Origin of the sequence: Parasphingorhabdus sp., assembly GCF_039982395.1 — a bacterium.
Classification (GTDB): Bacteria; Pseudomonadota; Alphaproteobacteria; order Sphingomonadales; family Sphingomonadaceae; genus Parasphingorhabdus.
In genome coordinates, this window is sequence record NZ_JBDWYO010000001.1 from 874,667 (window position 1) to 898,485 (window position 23,819).

Consider the following 23,819-nt stretch of genomic DNA (forward strand, 5'->3'; position numbering starts at 1 on the left):
TTATGCTCCTTTTACGTTTTTTCTGGTGTTGGTTTTTCGTTTAGAATTTGGCGATGGTAGTTTCGCAGCTCCAGCCGATCCCGCGTCTGAGCAGGTCATAAATGATCGGTTGCTGCCAACCGGACCGATCTACTTCCGGCCACCAGTCGAGCACTGGCTCCATGTCATAATGGCCGCGGCAATGTCCCATGGTCAGATAGAGTACGGCGCCTTCGCCCATGCGGCGGATATAGAATACAGGGTGACGGCTCTTCTTGATGTCGCTGTGGACAAAGCCGCTAATATCGTCTTCGCCATTATACTCGGTATCGAGCAGAATATCGAGCTCCGCCCGGGTTTCGACGAGATATTGCTCGTCGGTGGTTTCAAAACTGGGGATGCCTTTTACGAGCGGATGGTCCGGCTGGGCGTTGTCGACCGTGAAGGGAATGATCGGCGGATGGGATAAAAAGCGTGTGCCGAGCGTGTCGGCGAAGACCGGCATTTCATCCGGGGCGTCGACCAGACCATCTTCTAGAAATTTCAGAACGGCGTTGGTGCCATGCAATGCAAAATAGCGACCGCCACCATTGACGAAATCCTGTATCGTTTTCTGTGCCGCTGCACTGGGTTGTACGTCGCAAGTATAGCTTACCAGAAAATCAGCGTTCTTGATCGCATCAAGATTTTCGTAGTCCTCGAATACCCGCACCCGGATGCGGTCATCCTCGGCGAGCAGCTTCATCACTTCGAGTCTGGCATAATCGATATCATGATATTTGCCAGCTGCGACCAATACGCACTGAATCGGTTTCTGGTCGGGGCGGCGTTCTGGCGCTTCGCTCATCTATTCTTTTCCTATCACGGGGTTTGTTTTTCCATCCCAGTCGAGATGCATTTGGCGCATTGCGCCAAAACCGTCGATACCGGCTTGCGGGATTTGCAGATATTCTATGATGGTTCCCGGTCCACCGCCATAATCGGCGTAAAATGCTCCACCGGCGCCGCCGGGCAAACTGACTTCCTGGATGATTTCGCCGCCGGCATCTTGGGTCAAGGCGCGGGCATGTTCGAGATCATCGACTATGAGGCAGAGATGCTGGACGCCCTGCAACCCCTTCTCGCGCCAATCCTTGAACATCGATGGTGCGTCGTTGTTCGGACGGATGAGCTCGACCTGGATATCGCCCCAATAGCCGATCGCCATTGAAAACTGGATGTCCGATGGCTCGCCGCGATATTTGACATTTTCCAGCTCGACAACTTCGGTGTGGAAAAAAGGGCCAGCGCCCATTTTTGTGGTCCAATAGTCAAGCGCTGCATCATAGTCGTCCGGCACATAGCTGATCTGCATGATCGAGCCGAGCTTAGCGAGAGAGGCAGGTTTTTCGTTCATTCTTCACCACGCCAGATTTCGGCCGAAGGCCTTTCTTCCATCATCGCGGTAAAGCGCGCCAGATTGTCTGTACCCGCTGGCAGGCTCCACCCAACCGTGCCGCCAAATTTGATGAAACAGAAGGCCACCAAATCCGCCAAGGTCAGTCGGTCGTGGCAAATATAGTCTTTTTTGCCCAATTGGCCGTCGAGCCAGTTCCAGTGCTTGTCTGACATAGCGGACAGCTCGGCTGCTGCTTCGGTGCTTACCACGTTCATCCGTGGCTCGAACATCGGGCGGCCCGCGCCACCACGGAACCCCATGGTCATGGGAATGGCTATTTCTTGATCAATGCGTCGCGCCCAGCGCCGTGTTTCGGCGCGCTCCAAAGCGGTCGATCCGATCAGCACCGGGTCTGGTTTATATTCTTCAAGATATTCGCAAATCACGGTCGACTCGGTCAGCAAGGTGCCATCGTCGAGTTCCAGTGTCGGCGTCGTTTGCATCACATTCTTCTGCGCATATTCATCCGAGCGATTCTCGCCCGTGATAATGTCGAGATGGATTCGTTCGACTTCGATATTCTTTTCCACCAAGAACATCCGCGCAAGGCGAGGGTTCGGGCCTAGACTCGAGTAGAGTTTCACGGAAATTTTCTCCTTTGCGCATGTTGGACACCGGCAGACTCATATCTGCTTCTTGGAAGAGAGGATACACAGGTAACGGGTCCGCGCTATCCTCTCAAAAACAACAGGGTCGGCTGCCAGAATCACTAGTGGCAACGCCCAACCTATGCGCTAACTTGATCGTCAAAGAATATCTGTTTTCAGGAGAAGATAATGGTCGAGACGTTAACCGGACATAATCGGTCGAACGGCATTTCCTACACCGAATTGCTGGAAGGTGATAAAGTTGCGCCTCCCGCCATATTTCTTGAAGAATCGCCAATGGAGCCAGGCGTCACGACTGTTGAAGTCAGTCGCTACTGGACCAAGGAAGAACATGACCGCGAAGTAGAGATGCTTTGGAAACGCGTCTGGCAGATGACCTGTCATAAGGACGATATCAAGGACGTTGGAGATACGTTTGTCTACGATATTGCCGGACTTTCTTTTCTGATCGTCCGTGTGTCCGAAGATGAAATCAAAGCCTTTCCCAACAGCTGTATGCACCGGGGCAGGGCTATATGCGACAATCACAAAAAGGGACAAAAGGCGTTGCGTTGTCCGTTCCATGGCTGGTCTTGGGAACTGGATGGCAAGCTGAAGGAAGTGCCCTGCCAGTGGGATTTTCCATCAGTGAGCGAAGAGACCCACAGTTTACAGGAAGTCCGTATTGGCGAATGGGGTGGTTTCGTGTTCATCAACCCTGACCCCAATTGTGAACCATTGGAAGATTTTCTTGGTGATATCGACCGCCACTTCCAGATCCCGTTCGAACGCCGGTACAAAGCCGCTCACATGATCAAGCGCTTGCCGTGCAATTGGAAAATTGCGCAGGAAGCTTTCATGGAGTCCTACCACGTTGTCGGCACGCATCCTGAACTGATGCCTGCTTTTGCCGATGCGAACAGCAAATATGATGTCTGGCACAATGTGTCCCGAGCGATGTCCGCTCATGGTCAACCTAGTCCGCATACCGATCTGGTAAACCCGGATCCAACCGCCTTCCCCGATGCCAAGGCATTCCAGAGTTTCATTCACCCGATCAGCAAACACAAGTTTGAACGGCTGGAAGAAAATCGAGTCAAAGTCTCTCTGCCTAACGGAAAAAGCGGTATTTTCGATATGGAATCCAACTATATCGAAGGCGATCTAAAATCAGCCGATCCGCATATGTGCAACTGGATCGGAGGCAAGATTGCGCCGGAAGAGGAAGAGATGCCGATGGTCTATACCGACGTTTCGGCTCATGCTTTACGGGATGACGCGGCCCAGGCGCGGCGTGAGGAAATGCGGCCGGCTTGGGGCGATATGGTGGACGATATCAGCGATGCAGATCTCGTGGACGCTATCTTCTACAGCGTTTTTCCGAACTTCAGTCCTTGGGCGGACTTCAATCCGATCTTCTATCGGTTTAGGCCGGATGGCGATAACCCAGAGCAATCCCTACATGAGGTAATGTTCATGGTGCCGTTGCCCGAAGGTGCGGAACGTCCCGAACCAGCAAAATGCACTTTCTTGGACCTGCATGACGATTATACGCAGGCGACCGAATTCGGCAGCTATCTGAACAAGATTTTCAATCAGGATTATCTGAATCACAAAGCCATGCAAAAAGGTGTGAAGAGTCAACCGAACGGCGTGTCCCTCTTTGCTGAATATCAGGAATCAAAACTCCGCCATTTTCATGAAACCCTCGATCTGTGGCTAAATTCTGAAGAGCCACCGAAGAGTCCGAAAAAAGCGGTTGCCTGACATTGAACGATAGCTCTGGGGACAATATCTCGGGGAACAATATCCCGGACGGCTTTGAACGGGCGACATTTTCCAACCCGTTTCTGGATATGGCTGGGCCTTATTATGTCCGCTCAGATGGCGATCGCATCGTCGTTGGGGCGCGGATTCACAAAGGCCAGATTAATCATATCAAGGTTGCCCATGGGGGCGTCCTGGGGACACTTGCCGATGTCGCCCTCAGCCTGCAGGTGCACGAGGCCGAACGACCCCGCTTGCCCGTGGCAACCATGAGCCTGAATACAAATTTTCTAGCAGCAGCCAATCTTGGTGATTGGGTCGAAGCTCATGCGAGCATCGACCGTATGAGCAAACGCACGGCTTATTGCAGCGGACGAATAGTCTGTGGAGATGTTGTGCTTATGACGATGACTGCAGTATTCGCTATATTGCGGAGATAGGCGTTAGTCGGTGGCGCCGAGATATCCCAACTGACCGGCTTTGAAAATTGTTTGTCCGCGATTGACGCTGTTCAGCTTTTGCCCGGCCCGGTTAACGTGATAGCGGATCGTGGCATGGCTAAGCGAGAGGATCATGCTGATCTCTTTGTCGGTCTTGCCAATGGCGGCCCAATGCAGGCATTCGGCTTCGCGCTTGGATAGGATGCAATTGGCCGGCATCCTGTGCTTTTCACGCATGGCGAGGACATAGCCAGTGACGAACCGGCCGGTCACAATCGCGAAAAAATCCGAATAGAGCCGATAAGGCTGAGTTAGATCGGTTATTTCCTGGTCAAGTGGCGTGAAGCTAACCGCGGCAATCTGACCGAAGGGAAGGTGAACAGGAATCAGTATTGCCGACTTGGTGGTAGCCCCTTGCGTATAAAAATCTTTGAGGTCGATTTTGTCGAGATATTCATTAGGCCAATGGCCGTGAAAACCTTCTGCATTGCACCAGACTGGTTCGCTCTCATAACGACAGGCTCTCGGTAGGGGCGAGCTGAGTGCTAGACGGGTATCTTCCCACCAGCGTTCTCCTTCGGCGACCCAACCGAACACATCCTTGTTGATCAAATTGCCGTCGGCATCAACCAGATGGGCCTTGGATGAAATATCCGCTGAAACCGCGATGCGGAATCCATAGGAAAGCGCGATCTCATGAACCGCTTCAGCTGCAGGACGAATTTCCGCTGGAACTGTAATGGTGACACTGTCCAGATTCGCGCGAAATCTCTTCCGACCAATTTCGGGGATTTCGGCGATAAAATTCTCGGCCATCCAGCTACACTCCTTGCGACATTTATCATTATTGTCCGCAGTGTGTCGCTTTGTTTGGTTTTGCAGTCAACCAAACATTCCTATTTATAGTGATAGGAGGGATGGGCCCGTTCAGCCTTTCCTATTCGATCGTGCCGATTAGCTCGCCAACGGGGTATTCTTCCCCATCGGCCTGGATGACAATTTTCAGTTTTCCGGTCGCTGGTGATTCGACTTCTTGCGTCGATTTCTCATTTTCCAGCGCATAGATTTCCTGTCCTGCGGTCACATCCGCTCCATCTTCGACCAACCATTCTGCCAGGATGCCGGATTCCATGCTAAAACCCAGCTTTGGTATACGTATTTCTGTAGCCATTGTAATTTTACCCTAAGATTTTGTGTACTTCGCGTTCGACGTCATCCTGATTGAACATCCAGGCTTTCTCGATCGCTGGTGAGAAGGGAACCGGCGCATAGCCAGAGCCCACCCGTCCAACGGGGGCCTTGAGTTCGGAGAACAGTTCTTCATGAATACGTGACGAAATTTCTGCGCCGACCCCAAAGTTGCGGACCGCTTCGTGAACGACCACCGCGGCTTTGGTTTTGGCAACGCTTTTGAGGACAGTCTCTTCATCGAAGGGAGCGATGGTGCGGAGATCGACAATCTCGCATGAGATACCATCTGCCGCGAGCTTGTCTGCAGCGCCGTGGCATCTGCTGATACTGCTGCCATAACCGATAAGCGTGATATCCGTGCCTTCGCGGGGAATAGAGGCTTTGCCTAGCGGCACAATATGATCAGGCGCTGGCGCTGGGCCTTTGACAAAATAGCCTGGCGTATTCTCAATGAAGATCACTGGATTTGGATCCATGATTGACGAATAGAGCAGACCATAAGCATCGGCCGGATTGGATGCTGCAACAACCTTGAGTCCGGGAACGTGAGCGAGCCATGCTTCAAGCATATCACTATGCTGTCCGCCAAGGCCGGTGCCGGCGCCAGTGGTTGTGCGGATGGTTAGCGGCACGGTGGTTTGGCCGCCCGACATGAACCGCAATTTGGCAGCGTGATTGACGATCTGATCCATGGCAACGGTGATGAAATTCATCAACATGATTTCGGCGACCGGCTTGTAGCCAACCATCGCAGAGCCAACGGCTGCACCGACAATCGCCTGCTCGGAAATTGGAGTGGAACGGACGCGGTCTGTGCCGAATTTCTCGGACAGGCCCAGGGTGACTTTAAACACGCCGCCGCCTTGTTCATCGGCGATATCTTCGCCCATGATGATGACTTTCGGATCGTCTTCCATTGCTTTGGCCATGGCCATGTTACAGGCTTGGGCGAACATGATTTCTGCTGGTTTCTCGGTCATGCTGCGATCTCCACGTCCAGAACATCGATGCGATATTCCTCACCGGGAGGATAAGGGGTGTCGAGCGCAAATTGCGACGCTTCTTCTATGATCGCGGCATTTTTCGCTTCAATTGTAGCAATATCAGCTTCGCTGACCTGAAGATCGAGAAGCTGTTGGCGCAGGATTGGCATTGGATCATCCTTCTTCGCCTGCTCCATTTCTTCTTTCGGAATATAATGGCTGGTGTCGCCGAGCAAGTGACCGTGGAAACGGAAGGTCATTGCTTCGATCAAAGTCGGCCCATGGCCGGCGCGCGCATATTCAACGGCTTCCTTTGCCGCGGCATACATAGCGCTGGCATCATTGCCATTGACCTGCACCGAACGCATACCAAGGCCTTCACCGCGCTGTTTTATGGAATCCGAGCTGGTGGCAAAAGCCATTGGCGTGTGTTCGGAATACAGATTATTCTGGCATAAGAAAATGACTGGTAGCTTCCAGACCTGGGCCATGTTCAGCCCTTCGTGAAACGCGCCGATATTGGATGCACCATCGCCAAAGCAACAGACCGTGACTTTGCCGTCCTTGTCGAGCTGGCTGCCGAGTGCCAAGCCGTTGGCGATCGGAATGCCGGAACCCACAATGCCGGTGGTGACCATCACGCCAGTTTCGGGATGCGTGATATGCATCGGGCCGCCCTTGCCTTTGCAAGTGCCAGCCATTTTACCAGCAAATTCTGCCCAAAGGTCTTTGGAGGGAATGCCCTTGGCAAGTTGATCATGCAGGCCACGGTATATCGTGACCAAATAGTCTTCTTGATTCACGGCAGCCATCATGGCCGACGAGACCACTTCCTGGCCGCGGACGGGATAATAGACGATTTGCAATTGTCCTGCGCCAATCATTTGACGGAATTTGATATCCGACTGCATGATGAGGTCTGCGCGGGTAAAAATATCTATGAGGACGTCTTTGTCTGCCAGTTCAATATTGGCCAAGGCTTTGCTCCTTAAAATTGCGGCCCTCTGATGGGGGCGCTTTTCGCTGAAAACTTCATAGCGCAGGTAGGGACACTCGCCACTATTGTTATAGGGAGTAAGCAACGAATGTCAGGTGCCGCGATCAAATATAGCGATTGGCAAAATTGCTATGGAATATTCTGGTCTTTCTCCAAAAACCGATGCTGAGGGAGATGATGATCTCGCCAATTGCTTGCCTAGCTATCAAAGCTGGCAGTTCGATTGTCTCGCTGAATCCGTCTAACAGGCTTCCAAGTCTTCCAATGGAGAGAAATAATGACCGACAACAGGCAGTGGCTGATCAACGGACGTCCCAAGGGACGAGGACTCGTGGACGATGATTTCAAGAAAGTCGTAACCGAAGTGCCGGAATGTGCGGAAGGCCATGTGCTGGTTAAAAACGAAATATTGGGATTTGACCCGGCGCAAAAAGGCTGGATGGAGAATATTGGCGGTTATGTTGCGCCTACGGAAATTGGTGAAGTGATGCGTGGTTCGGGCGTCGGAACCGTTGTCGAGTCGCGGCATGCTAAATTCGCTGCAGGTGACAAAGTCATGGGCATGTTGCGCTGGCAGGACTATGCGCATGTTCCAGGTGGTGAGCTGAATAAAGTGCCTGACGATGAACTGCTGGCAGCAAATTTGGGCGCGCTGGGCACCACGGGAATGACGGCTTATTTTGGCCTGCTTAAACATGGCCGGCCACAGCCGGGAGACACAGTGGTTGTGTCTGGTGCGGCCGGCGCCACAGGTTCGATGGTTGGTCAGATTGCCAAGATCGCAGGCTGTCGCGTCATTGGCATCGCGGGTGGTGAAGAAAAGTGTAAATGGCTGACCGATGAAGTCGGCTATGACATTGCCATCGACTATAAGAATGATGATGTGCGAGCCGGACTGAAAGAGCATTGTCCGCAGTCAATCAATGTCTTTTATGACAATGTCGGCGGCAAGATTCTGAATGATGCCTTGGCGCATTTGGCTTTGCACGCCCGGGTGGCAATCTGCGGCGGGATCTCTCGCTATGAGACGGGCAATTTGCCGGCAGGCCCAGAAAATTATTTCAACCTGATCTTCAAACGCGCCAGCATGTCTGGTTTCATCGTCTCCGACTATGCTAGCGAATTCCCAGAAGCTCAGAAGCGTATGCGGCAGTGGATTAAGGAAGGAAGAATTACCTTCAAGGAAGACATTCAAGAGGGCTTCGATAATATCCCGACAACCTTGAAGCGCCTGTTCGCGGGTCAGAATTTTGGTAAGCAAATGCTTCGTCTGGATTGATGCACGGGATGACAACGCTAACTAAATGCGCAGTGCCCGCGTCATGCAAGCTGACATATGACATTTTCGTGACGAGAGGTTAGATCATGAGCGATCTGGAAAATTTCCGTACTGAAGTGCGGGCATGGCTGGAAAAAAACTGCCCCGCAGAAATGCGTGATGGTGATATTACCGCTGAAAATCAGTGTTGGGGTGGGCGCCAATGGGAATTCCAGTCCGAGGCGCAGAGGCTCTGGTTTGAGCGTGCGTTGTCCAAAGGCTATACCGTTCCGACTTGGCCGCAGGAATATGGCGGCGCTGGCCTGTCTGCGGACGAAGCAAAGATTCTCGATGAAGAGCGACAGGCGCTCAATGCCCGGAAGCCGCTAAGCAATTTTGGTATTTCGATGCTCGGCCCTGCATTGCTTGCCTATGGCACGCATGAGCAGAAACAACAGCATTTGACCGCAATCGCACGCGGTGAAATCCGCTGGTGTCAGGGCTATTCCGAGCCAGGAGCCGGCTCGGATCTGGCATCTCTTAAAACGAAATGTGAAGACAAAGGCGATCACTGGCTGATAAACGGCCAGAAAATCTGGACATCAAATGCAGATATTTCGGACTGGATTTTCTGCCTGGTCCGCACCGATTTTGATGCCCCGAAACACAAGGGTATCACATTCATTCTGATCGACATGGCGAGCGAAGGCATCAGCGTGAAGCCAATCGTTCTCATTTCCGGCCACTCGCCATTTTGCGAGACATTTTTTGACAATCTCAAAGTGCCAAAGAGCTATGGTGAAGGCAATAACGCGGTCGTCGGCGAGGTCAATCGCGGCTGGGATGTGGCGAAAAACCTGTTGGTGCATGAGCGCGGAATGTTAGGCACAATGTCTCCATTGCGCGGGACCAGCGGACCGGAAAGTCTTGGAAAATTTGCAGCAGAGATGATCGGGCTGGATGAGGCTGACCGGCTCGATGACCCTTCTCTCCGCCAGCTTATTGCGCAAGCAGAGCTCGACGATTGGGCCTATAATCTGACGGTCGAACGCATGACGGACGAGGCCAATGCGGGCAACGGTCTGGGAGCCAAGTCTTCCATGCTGAAATATGCGGCGTCTGAATTGACCAAGCGTGGCACCGAATTGCGGATGGATATCGAAGGCACTACCGGTGCAACTATTGGGGAGGATGGCATTGAATATGGCAGTCTCGCAAGCAGTTGGCTCTACAACCGGGCTTATTCGATCCTCGGCGGCACCACCGAAGTTCAATTCAACATCATTTCCAAGCGCGTCTTGGGACTGCCGAGCCAATAGGGCGAACGAATATGCCTCTCATACTCAACGAAGAACAAGAAATGTTGCAGGATGCCGCGAACGGCTTCCTAGCGGAAAAAGCGCCTGTCGCTGCCTTTCGCAAGGTACGCGACAATAAACCAGCGGATGGGTTCTGTCGCGAGCTTTGGTCGGAAATGGCGCAAATGGGTTGGGCGGGGATTATCGTAGACGAAGAGCATGGCGGCAGCGGTTTCGGCTATGTTGGTGCTGGTGTGCTGGCGGAACAAATGGGCCGTAATCTGACCGCCTCTCCCTTTTTCTCTACATCCGTTCTGGGCGCCACGGCGATTCAGCAATATGGAACTGATAAACAGAAGCAGGCAAATCTCGCGGCGATCAGCAGCGGCGAAACCTTGTTTGCTCTGGCGGTAGATGAAGGCCCGCGTCACAACCCCAATAAGGTCGCATTTTCTGCCAAACCGGCAGGCAATGGTTTTTCGCTGTCGGGCACAAAAACTTTCGTTGCCGATGGTCACGTTGCCGACAAGCTAATTGTTGCTGCCCGCACGTCGGGAGAGCGCAACGACCCGCAGGGTATTACGTTATTCCTGATCGATGCTGATGCACCGGAGATCACGCGCGAGCATACGCCGATGGTGGATAGTCGCAATGCCGCCAATATCTCGATCGATGGCCTCGAAGTAACGGGTGACGATATTCTAGGCGAGCTTGATGGCGGCTATGGCGCGCTGGAAGGTATATTGTCTGCCGGTCGCGCCGTGTTGAGTGCCGAAATGTCGGGCTCCGCGCAGCAAGTATTCGGTGTTACGACCGACTATCTTAAAGAGCGTGAGCAGTTTGGGCAGAAAATTGGTTCCTTTCAAGGATTGCAGCATCGAGCTGCCCATTTGGCGACCGAGATAGAGATGATGAAATCGGCGGTCCTTAAATCGCTGAAGGATCTCGACGAGGATTTTGACAATGCGGGCCTGACCTGTTCGCTGGCAAAGGCCAAAACCGGACAAGTTGCGCAGCTGGCAACCAAGGAGGCTATCCAGATGCATGGCGGAATCGGAGTGACCGACGAATATGATGTCGGGCTCTATTTCAAACGCGTGCACGTTGCACAGCAGATGTTTGGTGATTCTGGTTTCCATAGTGATCGTTGGGCGAAGAATTCCGGTTATTGATCGACCGCCACTAAGCGAACTAGGCGTTCTGGACTGTCAAATTGGTGGGCCCAAAATGAGCTGTCATCTTGGCCACTTTCCCATCGGGATCAAATTCAAAAATATCGATGACTTCAACGACCGTAAGCTGTCCCTCCGGACCTGCTATCTCGGCACGAAATGGGAAGGCTGCTGCTTTGGCCGAAATGCGCACCGGGCCGGTCAATTCAACCTTGGCGCCGCCGGAAAAGGCGTTCGTATAAAATTGCAGAATTGCATTGCCGCGCTTGGGCTCTGTGCCAGCCGGGTCTTCGACCGAAGCATCATCGGCATAGAGTGCCATCACCGCTGGCATGTCGCCGGCGTTGATGGCGGACAAATATTGGTCCACGGTTTGCTGCATATGTTCCGGCGTGAGCATCAAGCATCCTTTCACTATAAATTATGTCGAAGCTAGATGGTTGGGGCAGGATAGACTTCTGCTGAATTAGATAGGGAGATGAATATGTCAGGTCAATTGGAGGGTAAGGTCGCGATTGTAACCGGCGGCGCATCGGGTATTGGCGCGGCCACGGTCGAGCGCTTCGTGAAAGAAGGTGCGAAGGTTCTGTCCACCGATGTTCAAGAGGAACTGGGTCAGTCCGTCGCGGAGGCGGCGGGCGCGATGTTCATGGTGCAGGACGTCGCAGCGCCGGTATCTTGGGATCAGGTGACGGCCAAAATCCAAAGTGAATATGGCCGCCTCGATATCATGGTCAACAATGCTGGAATCGTGATGGGCAAGAATATCGAAGATGTCGATCTGGACAGCTGGCATCATTTGCTCGCAATCAATCTGACCGGTGTCATGCTGGGTTGTCAAAAAGCCATTGCAGTCATGAAAGAAAATCCCGGTGGATCTTGCGGTTCCATCATCAATATTGCGTCGACCAGCGCCTTCGCTGCCCTTCCTGGAGATGTGACCTATACGGCATCCAAAAGTGCGGTGCGGATGCTGTCCAAATCAGTCGCTGTCCACTGCGCGCAGGCCGGATATAATATTCGGTGCAACAATTTGGTGCCCGGTGCGACCCATACAGGCATTATCGATACGGCAGCGAAAACCGTCCCTGGTATGATCGAAATGGCCGCCAACATGTCACCTTTTAACCGAATCGGACAAGGGAGTGATCTTGCCGCGGCGGCAGTGTTCCTGGCCAGTGATGATAGTGGTTTCGTCACCGGCAGCGATTTGTTGGCTGATGGCGGGATGCTGGCGGTTCATCCCGGATACTGACGTCCGGTTATCCTAGCCGTTTTGGCAGTTATTGGCGGCCTGCTTTCCACCTTATAGGACTTCCAGAAAAAGGGAGAGAGTTTCGTGAGCGCACAGCCGATTGCCGACAATCTGTTCACCTCTGACATGAGCGCGCTTGTTGGCGCGCGAAACAAGGAAACCGGACATATATTCTTTCCATTGCCATTGACTCCCAATGACAATATCGAGCCGATCGCTTTGGCGTCGCGTGGTACAGTCTGGACATATACCGTCCAGCGCTTCCCGCCCAAGACACCCTATGCCGGACCAGCCGAACCCGAGACATTCAAGCCTTATGTGGTCGCTTATGTCAGTCTGCCAGAGCAGACTATGGTGGAATCGCGTTTGACCGGCATTGAACCGGAAGATGTCAAAATTGGCATGGAAGTAGAATTGACGGCGATACCGCTTGATCCAAACGCGCCGCCGTCGGAGCAAATACTCATTCACGCATTCAAGCCTGTTCAGGGAGAATAATCATGTCAGACGTTTGTATTGTAGGAGCAGGCATTCATCCTTTTGGTCGTACCGAAGGACGTGACGGGATGGATCAAGGGGTTTTCGCTGTACGGCAGGCGCTCGCCGATAGCGGCATCGAATGGAAAGATGTGCAATTTGCTTTTGGTGGCTCTGCTGCTTCGGGCAATGCAGACAATATGGTGTCCCAGCTCGGGCTGACCGGCATTCAGTTTATCAATGTTTCCAATGGCTGCGCGACTGGCGGTTCTGCGCTCAATGCCGCGGCCAGCGCGATCAAGTCGGGTGAATATGAGATTGGCATGGCCGTAGGTTTTGACAAGCATCCGCGCGGCGCTTTCAACGCTGATCCGGCGAGCTATGGCCTGCCAAATTGGTATGGCGAGGCCGGCTATATGCTGACCACGCAGTTTTTTGGCGCCAAAATTATGCGCTATTTGCATGAGCATAACCTTAGCCGGGAAGTGTTGGGTCGCATTGCCGAGAAAGCGTTTCGTAATGGTGCCAAAACAGATCATGCGTGGCGGCGTAGCGAAGTCGATCTCGAAACGATTATGAACGCGCCGATGATTTCCGATCCGCTTAACAAATATATGTTCTGTTCGCCTGCTGAGGGCGCTGTCGCGCTGATCCTGGCGAGCGAGAAAAAGGCCAAGGAATTGGGCATGCCGCTCATTCGCCTCAAAACATCGGTGATGCGAACGCGGCCAACGGGCTCTTTTGAAGTCTTTGCTGCCTCTATTGATGTCGAGCGCGGTGGGACGGCAACAGAACTGGCTGCAAAGGCAGCTTTCGAGCAGGCGGGCATGGGGCCGGAAGATATCGATATAGCCCAATTGCAAGATACCGAAGCCGGTGCGGAGATCATGCATATGGCGGAAAATGGATTCTGTCCCCATGGGGATCAGGAACAATGGCTGATCGAAGGCAAGACCGAGATTCGTGGCGAACTGCCGGTCAACACAGACGGTGGCTGTCTAGCATGCGGCGAGCCTATCGGCGCGTCGGGCTTGCGTCAGGTCTATGAAAATGTGGTGCAGTTACGCGGAACCGCGGGCGAGCGGCAAGTGCCGGGTGATCCTAAAACCGGCTATACACAGGTCTATGGCGCACCGGGCGTATCTGCCGTAACGATTCTCCAACGATAGGAGATTTGATGACCAAAGATATCAGTGCCGAGGCACATGACATAGCCGAACGGGTAGAGACTTTCGTTCGCGAAAAAATATTTGCCTTTGAAAAAGATGACCGTTGCGAAGACCATGGTCCGACCGACGGACTGGTGCAGGAAATGCGGGTGCTGGCCAAAGAAGCTGGTGTTCTGACACCTCATATCCGCGAGGATGGCAGTCATTTGACGCATCTGGAAACGGCGCTGGTGCTACGCAAGTCTGGCTTGTCGCCGCTTGGGCCGCTGGCCGTGAACACGTTCGCGCCCGATGAAGGCAATATGTATCTGCTCGGCAAATGCGCTTCTCCGGAACAAAAAGAGCGGTTCCTGGAGCCGCTGGTATCCGGCCGGGAACGCTCCGCTTTTTTCATGACCGAGCCAGCGAGTGAAAATGGCGCGGGTTCCGATCCGATGATGATGCAGACCACGGCCAAGCCGGATGGCAACCATTGGGTGATCAACGGCCGCAAGACTTTTATCACTGGTGCCAAAGGGGCGAAGGTCGGTATCGTCATGGCGAAATCGGAAGAAGGAGCGACGATGTTTCTCGTCGACCTTCCCGACCCTGCGATAAAGATCGAGCGCGTGCTGGACACGATTGATAGTTCGATGCCGGGTAGTCACTCGGTCGTACAAATCGATAATCTTCGCGTCCCGGCGGATCAGATGCTGGGCGAAAGCGGCGAAGGTTTCAAATATGCACAGGTGCGATTGTCTCCGGCGCGACTGACTCATTGCATGCGCTGGTTGGGTTGCTGCGACAGGGCGCAGGAAATCGCGATTGATTATGCCTGCAAACGGCAGGCCTTCGGCAAACCGCTGATCGACCACGAAGGCGTTGGTTTCATGCTCGCTCAGAACCAAATCGATCTCAAGCAGGCCGAATTGATGATAGACTGGTGCGCCACCGTGCTCGATACCGGCGCATTGGGAACCACCGAAAGTTCCATGGCCAAAGTTTCTGTTTCCGAAGCCTTGTTCCGCATCGCCGATAATTGCGTCCAAGTCATGGGCGGCACAGGGCTGAGCAAAGATACGGTGGTCGAACAAGTGTTCCGCGAAGTGCGAGCTTTTAGGGTCTATGATGGGCCAACCGAGGTCCACAAATGGTCCCTCGCCAAGAAAATCAAAAAATCACACAAGCTTGCGAATGAAGGATAATCTATGACCAAGAACCGCAAATTTACGCTCGTCAGTCGCCCCGTTGGAGAACCAAAAGAAAGCGATTTTGCGTTGGTTGAAGAAGATCTTCCTGCGATAGATGATGGCGCGTTTATCGTGCGCAATCACTATATTTCATTGGATCCGGCTCAACGTGGTTGGATGAGCGATGCGGAAAGCTATATGCCACCAATCGCTTTGGGGGCAGCGGTCACCGCCAGCAGCGTTGGCAGAGTCAGTGAGTCCAAAAACCCCGATTTCCCGGTTGGCCAATGGGTCGTCGGTCTGGGTGCGATGGAAGAATATTCTGTTGTACAAGCGGGGGGCTTTACCTCACCAGTGGACGCGTCGCTCGTCCCTTCGCCGACCAACTTTCTATCGGTTCTCGGCGCTGTTGGCATGACCGCCTATTTTGGCATGATTGACGATGGCAAGCCCAAAGAGGGTGAGACCTTGCTGGTCACCGGTGCTGCCGGGGCTGTGGGTTCGCTGGTCGGGCAAATCGGCAAGATCAAAGGTTGTCGGGTTGTTGGCATTGCTGGCGGAGCGGAAAAATGCGCACGGCTTGTGGATCATTATGGATTTGACGCCGCTATTGATTATCGCGGCAAAAGCCAGTCGGACCTTGAAAAGGAAATCGCCGCAGCGGCTCCCGATGGCGTGGACATCATTTGGGAAAATGTTGGTGGCGAAATTCTCGATGCTGGGATTACCGCCATCAACGAACATGGCCGCGTCGTGCTCTGCGGAATGATCAGTGAATATAATAGCCCGGATCCGATTGGAATTCGCAACCTATGGTATCTGATCTCGCGGCAGGCGACGATCAAAGGCTTCCTGGTTCGCGACTATCCACCTCGCTTCCCTGAAGGTATTGCCCAAATGGCGCAGTGGATGGGCGAAGGCAAAATCAAGCATGATGAGGATATCGATACAGGTATCGAAAACAGCTACGCCGCATTTATGAAGCTATTCTCCGGCGCCAATCAGGGCAAGATGATCCTTGATGTCTCGCCCGCAAAATAGAAGAGGAGATTGACGATGTCTGACAGCAAGCAACAGGTTCTCGATTTTATCGAAGCTTGGAACCGTATGGACTATGACGCGATCTACGCTGCTATGGCAGAGGATATTTTCTACCATAATATTCCCATGGAACCCTGTGTTGGTCTTGGCGCGGTAAAGGCGTTTTTTGATGGCTCCGGCATGGGTTCTGAAGGCGCGGAATGGATCGTGCATCACATAGTTGCTGAAGGCGATACGGTTTTGACCGAGCGCACCGACAAGTTCAAGATCAACGGGCAGTGGATCGCGATCCGCGTGATGGGGACGTTTGAAATGCGCGAGGGTAAGATTGCGAAATGGAGAGACTATTTTGATCTCGCGGAGTTTCAGAGCCAAATGGCGGCTGTGATGGGTGCAGCCTAAGCCTGGTTTTAATCCGGTTTGTAGAGCAAACCATTGTCTACCGGATATTCGCCTGCCGTCATGAAGCGGGATTCATCGCTAGCGAGATAAACGCATAATTTGGCAACATCGTCAGGATGCCCCAATCCGCCAAGCGGGATTATTCCGGTTGCCGGTGTGGCATCTCCAGCTGCGCCGACCGATTCTTGTCGAACCATCGGTGTATCTATGCCAGCCGGATGAAGGCTGTTGCACCGGATTGGATAATTTTGTTCCTTACAATGCAAGGCCACTGACTTGGTCATCGACCTGACTCCACCCTTGGCTGCAGTATAAGCGATAAACGGTGAATATCCTTGCAGCGCTGCCATGGAGCTGAGATTGATGATCGAGCTCGGCTGGTCATTGGCTTTCATGACATTGACCGCGGCGCGACAACCGAGAAACACGCCGTCGAGCATAACAGATGTCTGTTTGCGGAACAGTTCGAGTGAGCAGCTTTCGATTGTGCCGGGGAGAACGAGACCGGCATTGTTGACCAAGATGTGCGGTGTTCCAAAGGCGTCAATTGTTGCCTGTACAATGTCATCCCATCGCTGTTCATCGACAACATCTTGCTGCAATGCGATTGCCTGTGTGCCAATTGCATTGGCAACCTTCGTCGCGCTGTCCAGATCAATGTCGGTCAGAACAACTTGCGCGCCTTCGTCCGCGAATGTTTCGCTGATCGCTTTCCCGAGGCCAGAACCGGCTCCGGTTACGATCGCGATTTTTCCTTTTAGGCGGCCCATCTCTTGTTCTCCCATAATGACTAATATGTCTCTATAGGCGTGGGGCAGGGCGAGGGTGCAATGCTTATTATCGCTAGCATTGTCGCTACGGCATCTTCCGATTTTTCGCTAAAAACACCTAAATGTTGCGGGAAAAACACAGTTTTCGATATTTGCTATCAATTTGGCTAGCAGAGCCAACCGAAACTCACGCTTAGAACCAAAACATATCAAGGCGCTTATAACCGCCAGTTTTTTAGTGAGGATCCGGTTCAAGCACCGGATCAAATGGGAGAGAGCAATGACCACATTTTCGTCGCGTAACAAGTCCGTTTTGGGAAGCAAGTCCGCTAGATCGTTATTGTTGGGTTCGGTCGCAACAATGGCACTGGCCGGAATCGCATCACCAGCTGCGGCGCAGGATGCAGATGAGCTTGATGAAAGTAATGTAATTACGGTTATTGCGCGTAAGCAAACGGAAACATTGCAGGAAGTGCCAGTCACCGTAACGGCAATTGGCGGCGATACGCTGGATAAATATCAGGTGGATGAAATCGCCGATGTTACCAGCCGCGTTCCTGCGCTGAATGTTCAGGTGGGTGGTTCCGGTTCCGGTGGTCAGATAAGTTTACGGGGTGTCGGCTCTTCCAATATCTCCGCATCTTTTGATTCTGCAGTGGCGTTCGACTTCGACGGTGTCCAGGTTAGCACCATGCGTATGGTGCAGGCTGGCTTTTTCGACGTGGCGCAAATCGACGTTTTGAAAGGCCCGCAGTCTCTATTCTTCGGTAAGAGTGCTTCTGCCGGTGTTTTCGCTATCCGGTCTGCAGACCCAACGCCTGATTGGGAAGTCGGAACCAAAGTTTCCCATGAGTTTGAAGAAAATGGCACAACCGTAGGCGGTTACATCTCTGGTCCTATATCGGGTGCTCTAGGTATTCGCCTGGCAGCGCAATATCAGAATATTGAAAATTATGTCGATCTCGCTCCAGGGACACCGGCATTCAATTCTGGCGGTGCTTTCAAAGGCAGCCGTGGACTGAAAAACTTCGTTGGCCGTGCAACTTTGCAATGGGACCCGTTTGACAATTTCAGTGCCAATCTGAAGGTCAATTATATCAACAACAAGAATGACGGCGCGATCGCCCATTCTGATATCAATTGCGGTGCAAATGGCCGTGCCGATGAAATCTTCCTGCTCGGTGGCGGCGTTGTCATTCCGTCAAATGCAGATTGTAACGACTCAGATGGCCTCTATCATCACACCGATGCCCATCCTTCTTTGAGAATTCTTCCTCCTGGCGCTCCCGGGTTGGGCACGCTTCAAAATGGTCGGCCTTTCGGTGAGACGGATATTTTCTTCGGTCGCCTAAAATGGGATCTGGACGTTTCGGATTCCTTCACCGTGTCTTCGGTCACCGGCTATCTTAATCTCGATGCCATTGACTACGATTGCTATGGCTATGTCGGTATCTTGCCGGGCGGAGCTCCAGGCGGTGTCGGCTGTAGTGATCCAAACAACCGCACCGAGCAATTCACTCAAGAATTGCGTTTGGCAAGTGACTTTGATGGTCCATTTAACTTCATGGTTGGTGGGTTCTACGAAAGCCGCGAAATTGATTTCGATACGTCGCAATTGGGTGTGAATATCGGCCTTTTGGCACCTGATCCGGTTACCGGCAGCGGCTATGATTGGTTGAAGAAACATAACACCAAAACTGAAGCGATTTCGTTCTTCGGAAGCATGGTTTTTGATATTACGGATCAATTGGAACTTTCTGGAGGTCTGCGTTGGACCAATGAAACCAAGGTCAACACAATCGCAGTTCCCTATGTTCATGCATTCCTGTCCGCGGGACCGGCATTCATTAACAGCGGTTTCTTCTCCGGTCCTATCAACTTCTCGGACTCGAATTTCTCACCTGAAGTCACCCTGAAATATCAGGCGACTCCGGATGTGAATGTCTATGCTGCGTTTAAAACCGGTTTCAAATCCGGTGGCATCGACAATAGCGCACTGCCATCTTCCAGTTTGCTAGGTTTTGATAGCCCCGATCCAGCTGTTAGAGCAGCAGTTGCTAACGCTCTGATCTTCCAGTCTGAAACTGGTCAAGGCGGCGAAATCGGTGTGAAGTCGCAATTTGCAGATCGTACGGTCACTTTGAATGCTTCTGTCTTCTACTATGTGTTTGATGACCTGCAGGTGCAGAACTTTGACGCTACAACTGTTCAGTTCCAGACATTCAACGCAAGTCAGCTGACCAGTCAGGGTATTGATCTGGAGTGGGCTTGGTCCACGCCTGTTGAAGGCCTCAACCTCTCGGGTGCCATGGCTTACACTGACGCGAAGTTCTCATCGACCTTTGTAACCACCTCAGGAGAGGATTTGGACGGACGCGCAGCGGCTCGGGCTCCAAAATTCGCAGCCAATGTCGCATTTGACTGGGCTACTCCAATCGGAGACTCCTTCGAACTGGGTTTGAATGGTAACCTGCAATATAGCGGATCCTATTTTACCAATGAAGATTCCCTCTCGGATCTTCGCCAGGACAGCTATGTTTCCATCGATGGCGCCATTTCGATCGGTGATCCGGATGGTGCTTGGAAGCTCTCTCTCGTTGGCGTTAATCTGACGGATGAAATCTGGATCAACACAAGTGGTGGTCGGCCGTTCCTTGCTCCAGGCGGCAATGCTCTGGGCCTACCGGCTGGTGATGACCTCGTTGTCACGCAAAACCGTGGCCGTCAGGTGTTCGTGGAAGCCAAATTTAAATTCTGATCAACCTCCCGTTGATCTGATCTGGCCGGGACAGCTTGCTGCTCCCGGCCTTTTCGTTTTTGGCGTAGAGCAAATAGCCATATTGAGAGTGGAAACAGGCAACCGTGACACGTTAAGTCTCGGATAGCCTATAAAGAGGAGCGGATTTCATGGGACGTCTAGAAGGTAAAAAAGCTGTCATTCTCGGTGCTGCTGGCCAAGATAATATGGGGCAGATTATCGCAAAACGTTTTCGGGATGAAGGGGCGGATGTTCTTGTTGCCGGGCGTAAGGAAGACGAGCTGAAACGCTTCTCTGAAGAGATTGGCGGCCATTATGCGCTTTGTGATCTAACCAGCGAGTCGGATGTCAAAGAGCTTGCTGAAGCGGCCAAGAGCAAAATGGGCGGGGTTGATATTGCCATCAACGGAACCGGTCTCGGGTTCCTTAAACCCTTTTTGGAAAATACCCGCGAAGAATTGGAAATGATGTCGGCGCTGCAACTGGTTGGCCCGTTTCAATTTTACCAAGAGATGATCAAGGCGATGGAAAATGGTGGATCGATCATTCAACTCAGTTCTGCGACCGCCAAAATTATGCTCAATGACCATGCTGCTTATATGGGCACAAAGGCCGCGACGGATCATATCATTCGCTGCGTTGCCCATGAATTCGGCGAGCGCGGAATTAGGGCAAATAGTATTTCGCCAGGCCTTACAAGAACCCCAATGACGGCAGGTGTTGATCAAGTGCCTGGTTTGGTGGAGTCATTCGAAGCGCGTTATCCGCTGGGTCGCATTGGAACGAGCGAAGATATCGCAGCCGCAGCCGTATTCCTGGCGAGTGACGAATGCTATATGAGCGGCGAAAATCTGCAAGTGAATGGCGGCTTGTGCTTACGCGGCAATCCAACCCGCAAGGACCAGGAACTGATGATGGGGGCGATCGCGGCCGCTTCCTAGATACTGCAAATGCGGAGGCTGGCCTTTTGCGCCACCCTTCGCAGCACAGGCCAATTAGATATCTAGATTTGCTACATTCAAGGCGTTATCGACAATGAACTCGCGCCGTGGCTCGACCACTTCGCCCATAAGCTTGGTGAAGATATCATCCGTCACATCGGCCTGTTCCACAGTCACCTGCAATAGCGAGCGCACTTCGGGATCAAGCGTCGTTTCCCAAAGCTGTTCGGCGTTCATCTCTCCAAGACCTTTGTAACGGGAAATGGCCAAGCCCTTGCGACCTGCCGCCATGACTGTGTCGAGCAGTTCCGAAGGTCTTGTGATCAATGTGCCATTGGAGCCCAAAGCTTCATCATCACCAGCATCCGTGTCGCCGGAAGCCGATTTCACCAACCGGCTGCCGCTATTATAGGTAGTGGTTTCTTCAGATGCGAGGCGATGGAGTTTGCGAGCTTCGGCGCTTTCCAGAAATTTTGCTTCGATGATATGGTGATCGGTGACACCGCGCCAAAAGCGTTGGAACAAATAGCCGCCTTCTTCCGACACTTGGCCAGACCAGCGGCCCTCTTCGTCAACTTTGTCCATCCAGGCGGCGGTTGCGTCCACGGCGGCTTGCCGTTCTGTGCGGCCATGATCGGGGTTGAGAGCGCCGGTGAGCGCCATTCCTTCAACAATGGTGCTGTCATAGCGCCGCGGCACATAAGTCATCAGACTGCGCATGCGGCGAGCATGTTCTATCAGGCCGCGCAGATCTTCGCCGCTTCGCGCGCCTTCTCCTGTCTGGAGGATCATACCGGTCAAGCCAGCCTCGACCAGATATTGGTCGAGCGCATTGTCATCCTTGAGATAGACCTCGCTTTTGCCCTTGCCCACTTTGTAGAGCGGTGGCTGGGCGATATAGAGATGTCCGTTGAGGATGATCTCCGGCATCTGGCGATAAAAGAAGGTCAGCAGCAATGTGCGGATATGCGCACCGTCGACATCAGCATCGGTCATGATGACGATCTTGTGATAGCGCAGCTTTTCCAGATTGAAATCATCGCGGCCAATGCCGGTGCCCATGGCCTGGATGAGCGTGCCAACTTCCTTGGACGAGAGCATCCGGTCAAAGCGGGCGCGTTCCACGTTGAGGATCTTACCTTTCAGTGGCAGGATCGCCTGATATTGGCTGTCACGGCCCTGTTTCGCAGAACCGCCAGCGGAGTCTCCTTCCACCAGGAACAATTCGCACTTGGTCGCGTCACGCTCACGGCAATCGGCGAGCTTCCCAGGCAGCGAGGCAATGTCCATTGCCCCTTTGCGCCGGGTAAGTTCTCGCGCTTTTTTCGCGGCTTCACGAGCCGCCGCGGCATCGATGACCTTCTGGATCACCATGGCGGCATTCTGCGGATTTTCTTCAAGCCATTCGGCGAGCTTGTCGGCCATCAGGCTTTCCAGCGGTTGCCGCACTTCAGAAGAGACCAGCTTGTCTTTGGTCTGTGAGCTGAATTTCGGATCGGGCAGCTTTACCGAAACGATGGCAGATAGGCCTTCGCGCATATCGTCGCCGGTCAGTTTGACCTTCTCTTTCTTCAGCGCGCCGGAACTCTCGGCATAATTGTTCAATGTCCGGGTCAAGGCCGAACGAAAAGCCGCCAAATGGGTCCCGCCATCGCGCTGCGGAATGTTGTTGGTGAAGCAGAGAACATTCTCATAATAGCTGTCATTCCACTCTAGCGCGACGTCGATAATGACATCGTCCCGGTCGCCGTGAATAGCGATCGGTTCGGGCACCAGAGCCGTTTTATTGCGGTCGAGATATTGAACAAAAGCAGCGATTCCGCCTTCATAAAACAGGTCGATTTCACTGGGCTCTTCATGCCGTGCATCGCGCAAAATTATGTGCACACCGCTGTTGAGAAAGGCCAGTTCGCGGTAGCGATGCTCCAGTTTTTCGAAATCAAATTCGGTGATTTTAAACGTCTCTGGAGAAGGAAAAAATGTTACTTTTGTCCCCTTTTTTACCCCGGTTTCATTATCTGCTGGCGGTGCGTCGCCGGTCACGGCTAGCGAACGAACGGCTTCGCCAAATTCAAAGCGCATATTATGCGCCTTGCCTTCACGCCAGATGTCCAGCTCGAGCCATTCGGACAGAGCGTTGACCACCGACACTCCGACACCGTGAAGGCCGCCGGATACCTTATAGGCATTGTCGTCAGACGTATTCTCGAATTTGCCGCCGGCGTGAAGCTGGGTCATGATGACCTCGGCCGCCGACACGCCTTCTTCACTGTGCATGCCGGTCGGAATGCCGCGCCCATTATCCTCGACCGATACGCTGCCATCGCCGTTGAGCGTGATCAGGATCAGGTCGCAATGGCCGGCCAGGGCTTCATCAATTGCGTTGTCGGAAACTTCGAACACCATATGATGGAGTCCGCTGCCATCATCGGTGTCGCCGATATACATTCCCGGGCGCTTGCGAACAGCATCTAGGCCCTTGAGAACCTTGATGGAATCTGCGCCATATTCATTTTGGTTGGAAGTATTGGAAGCATCTTCCGGCATATCATTTTCACTAATATCATTCATCGCCGGACCATAGCCGCTGGCGCTGGCAAACCCAAGAAAAATGTAGGATTTTGCGATATTAAAAGCATTTAAAATCAAGGATTTATATTGATTTATCAGCGCACGTCAAAATCCTGCGAAAAGTCAGGACCATCAAAATGAATAGGGGTGCAAATT

The 23,819-nt window shown here is 52.8% G+C and carries 23 protein-coding genes; 13 read left to right on the top strand and 10 right to left on the bottom strand.

The features are described 5' to 3' along the window. Nucleotides 1-40: 40 nt before the first annotated feature. Genes ABJV08_RS04375 through ABJV08_RS04385 form a run of 3 tightly spaced genes read right to left on the bottom strand, consistent with a single transcriptional unit; the run spans nucleotide 41 to nucleotide 2,001 of the window. On the bottom strand, nucleotides 41-826 hold the full coding sequence (locus tag ABJV08_RS04375) for a ThuA domain-containing protein (protein ID WP_348041342.1): 786 nt from the start codon (nucleotides 824-826) through the stop codon (nucleotides 41-43). After that, on the bottom strand, nucleotides 827-1,375 hold the full coding sequence (locus tag ABJV08_RS04380) for a VOC family protein (RefSeq protein ID WP_348041340.1): 549 nt from the start codon (nucleotides 1,373-1,375) through the stop codon (nucleotides 827-829). It lies immediately after the preceding gene. Continuing rightward, a complete protein-coding gene (locus ABJV08_RS04385; protein ID WP_348041338.1) occupies nucleotides 1,372-2,001 on the bottom strand; it encodes a glutathione S-transferase family protein in 630 nt (209 codons plus the stop codon). Before ABJV08_RS04385 ends, ABJV08_RS04380 begins: the two co-directional genes overlap by 4 nt. Before the next feature lie 192 nt (nucleotides 2,002-2,193). On the opposite strand from ABJV08_RS04385, the gene ABJV08_RS04390 reads away from it, so the two are divergent. Both ABJV08_RS04390 and ABJV08_RS04395 read left to right on the top strand, forming a co-directional pair. Continuing rightward, a complete protein-coding gene (locus ABJV08_RS04390) occupies nucleotides 2,194-3,771 on the top strand; it encodes an aromatic ring-hydroxylating dioxygenase subunit alpha (protein ID WP_348041336.1) in 1,578 nt (525 codons plus the stop codon). Nucleotides 3,772-3,773: 2 nt separating this feature from the next. Further along, nucleotides 3,774-4,211, top strand: a complete 438-nt coding sequence (locus tag ABJV08_RS04395) for a PaaI family thioesterase (protein ID WP_348041334.1) — start codon at nucleotides 3,774-3,776, stop codon at nucleotides 4,209-4,211. A 3-nt stretch (nucleotides 4,212-4,214) separates the two neighbouring features. Here ABJV08_RS04395 and ABJV08_RS04400 read toward each other — a convergent pair whose 3' ends face one another. The 4 genes from ABJV08_RS04400 to ABJV08_RS04415 all read right to left on the bottom strand — a co-directional run bounded on the left by ABJV08_RS04400 (nucleotide 4,215) and on the right by ABJV08_RS04415 (nucleotide 7,362). Continuing rightward, the gene (locus tag ABJV08_RS04400; protein WP_348041332.1) at nucleotides 4,215-5,027 is read right to left on the bottom strand and encodes a helix-turn-helix transcriptional regulator; all 813 of its coding nucleotides are present in this window, start codon (nucleotides 5,025-5,027) and stop codon (nucleotides 4,215-4,217) included. Between the two features lie 121 nt (nucleotides 5,028-5,148). Then, a complete protein-coding gene (locus tag ABJV08_RS04405; protein ID WP_348041330.1) occupies nucleotides 5,149-5,382 on the bottom strand; it encodes a biotin/lipoyl-containing protein in 234 nt (77 codons plus the stop codon). Between the two features lie 7 nt (nucleotides 5,383-5,389). Further along, complete coding sequence (locus ABJV08_RS04410; RefSeq protein WP_348041328.1) at nucleotides 5,390-6,382, bottom strand: alpha-ketoacid dehydrogenase subunit beta; 993 nt, start codon at nucleotides 6,380-6,382, stop codon at nucleotides 5,390-5,392. Continuing rightward, a complete protein-coding gene (locus ABJV08_RS04415) occupies nucleotides 6,379-7,362 on the bottom strand; it encodes a thiamine pyrophosphate-dependent dehydrogenase E1 component subunit alpha (protein ID WP_348041326.1) in 984 nt (327 codons plus the stop codon). The genes ABJV08_RS04410 and ABJV08_RS04415 overlap by 4 nt, the downstream gene beginning before the upstream one ends. A gap of 297 nt (nucleotides 7,363-7,659) precedes the next feature. Between ABJV08_RS04415 and ABJV08_RS04420 the strand changes: the two genes are divergently transcribed. From ABJV08_RS04420 to ABJV08_RS04430, 3 genes are all read left to right on the top strand, one after another. Further along, nucleotides 7,660-8,661 (top strand): NADP-dependent oxidoreductase, encoded by a 1,002-nt coding sequence (locus ABJV08_RS04420; protein WP_348041324.1) that lies wholly within the window; start codon nucleotides 7,660-7,662, stop codon nucleotides 8,659-8,661. A gap of 86 nt (nucleotides 8,662-8,747) precedes the next feature. Then, nucleotides 8,748-9,959 (top strand): acyl-CoA dehydrogenase family protein, encoded by a 1,212-nt coding sequence (locus ABJV08_RS04425; protein ID WP_348041323.1) that lies wholly within the window; start codon nucleotides 8,748-8,750, stop codon nucleotides 9,957-9,959. Nucleotides 9,960-9,970: 11 nt separating this feature from the next. Then, entirely contained in the window at nucleotides 9,971-11,110 is a 1,140-nt protein-coding gene (locus tag ABJV08_RS04430; protein ID WP_348041321.1) for an acyl-CoA dehydrogenase family protein, read from the top strand. 19 nt (nucleotides 11,111-11,129) lie between these two features. Here ABJV08_RS04430 and ABJV08_RS04435 read toward each other — a convergent pair whose 3' ends face one another. Beyond that, the gene (locus tag ABJV08_RS04435; protein WP_348041319.1) at nucleotides 11,130-11,510 is read right to left on the bottom strand and encodes a nuclear transport factor 2 family protein; all 381 of its coding nucleotides are present in this window, start codon (nucleotides 11,508-11,510) and stop codon (nucleotides 11,130-11,132) included. Between the two features lie 84 nt (nucleotides 11,511-11,594). Between ABJV08_RS04435 and ABJV08_RS04440 the strand changes: the two genes are divergently transcribed. The 6 genes from ABJV08_RS04440 (at nucleotide 11,595) to ABJV08_RS04465 (ending at nucleotide 16,623) form a co-directional block, all read left to right on the top strand. Further along, entirely contained in the window at nucleotides 11,595-12,365 is a 771-nt protein-coding gene (locus ABJV08_RS04440; RefSeq protein WP_348041317.1) for an SDR family oxidoreductase, read from the top strand. 84 nt (nucleotides 12,366-12,449) lie between these two features. Then, nucleotides 12,450-12,863: an OB-fold domain-containing protein gene (locus tag ABJV08_RS04445; protein WP_348041315.1), complete on the top strand. Its 414-nt coding sequence runs from the start codon at nucleotides 12,450-12,452 to the stop codon at nucleotides 12,861-12,863. Nucleotides 12,864-12,865: 2 nt separating this feature from the next. After that, complete coding sequence (locus ABJV08_RS04450; RefSeq protein WP_348041313.1) at nucleotides 12,866-14,011, top strand: thiolase family protein; 1,146 nt, start codon at nucleotides 12,866-12,868, stop codon at nucleotides 14,009-14,011. An 8-nt stretch (nucleotides 14,012-14,019) separates the two neighbouring features. After that, nucleotides 14,020-15,195, top strand: coding sequence for an acyl-CoA dehydrogenase family protein (locus tag ABJV08_RS04455; protein WP_348041311.1), 1,176 nt, complete (start codon nucleotides 14,020-14,022; stop codon nucleotides 15,193-15,195). 3 nt (nucleotides 15,196-15,198) lie between these two features. Continuing rightward, nucleotides 15,199-16,221, top strand: coding sequence for an NADP-dependent oxidoreductase (locus ABJV08_RS04460; protein ID WP_348041309.1), 1,023 nt, complete (start codon nucleotides 15,199-15,201; stop codon nucleotides 16,219-16,221). Between the two features lie 15 nt (nucleotides 16,222-16,236). Further along, complete coding sequence (locus ABJV08_RS04465; protein ID WP_348041307.1) at nucleotides 16,237-16,623, top strand: limonene-1,2-epoxide hydrolase family protein; 387 nt, start codon at nucleotides 16,237-16,239, stop codon at nucleotides 16,621-16,623. Between the two features lie 8 nt (nucleotides 16,624-16,631). Here ABJV08_RS04465 and ABJV08_RS04470 read toward each other — a convergent pair whose 3' ends face one another. Further along, on the bottom strand, nucleotides 16,632-17,393 hold the full coding sequence (locus tag ABJV08_RS04470; RefSeq protein WP_348041305.1) for an SDR family oxidoreductase: 762 nt from the start codon (nucleotides 17,391-17,393) through the stop codon (nucleotides 16,632-16,634). Nucleotides 17,394-17,673: 280 nt separating this feature from the next. Here ABJV08_RS04470 and ABJV08_RS04475 point away from each other — a divergent pair, with 280 nt between their 5' ends. Together ABJV08_RS04475 and ABJV08_RS04480 are read left to right on the top strand one after the other, a co-directional pair. Further along, nucleotides 17,674-20,151: a TonB-dependent receptor gene (locus tag ABJV08_RS04475; protein WP_348041303.1), complete on the top strand. Its 2,478-nt coding sequence runs from the start codon at nucleotides 17,674-17,676 to the stop codon at nucleotides 20,149-20,151. A 149-nt stretch (nucleotides 20,152-20,300) separates the two neighbouring features. Further along, nucleotides 20,301-21,092 carry an SDR family oxidoreductase gene (locus ABJV08_RS04480; RefSeq protein ID WP_348041301.1) on the top strand — a complete coding sequence of 264 codons (792 nt, stop codon included), beginning with the start codon at nucleotides 20,301-20,303 and terminating at the stop codon, nucleotides 21,090-21,092. Between the two features lie 54 nt (nucleotides 21,093-21,146). Here ABJV08_RS04480 and gyrB read toward each other — a convergent pair whose 3' ends face one another. After that, entirely contained in the window at nucleotides 21,147-23,639 is a 2,493-nt protein-coding gene (gene gyrB / locus ABJV08_RS04485; protein ID WP_348052767.1) for a DNA topoisomerase (ATP-hydrolyzing) subunit B, read from the bottom strand. Nucleotides 23,640-23,819: the final 180 nt, after the last annotated feature.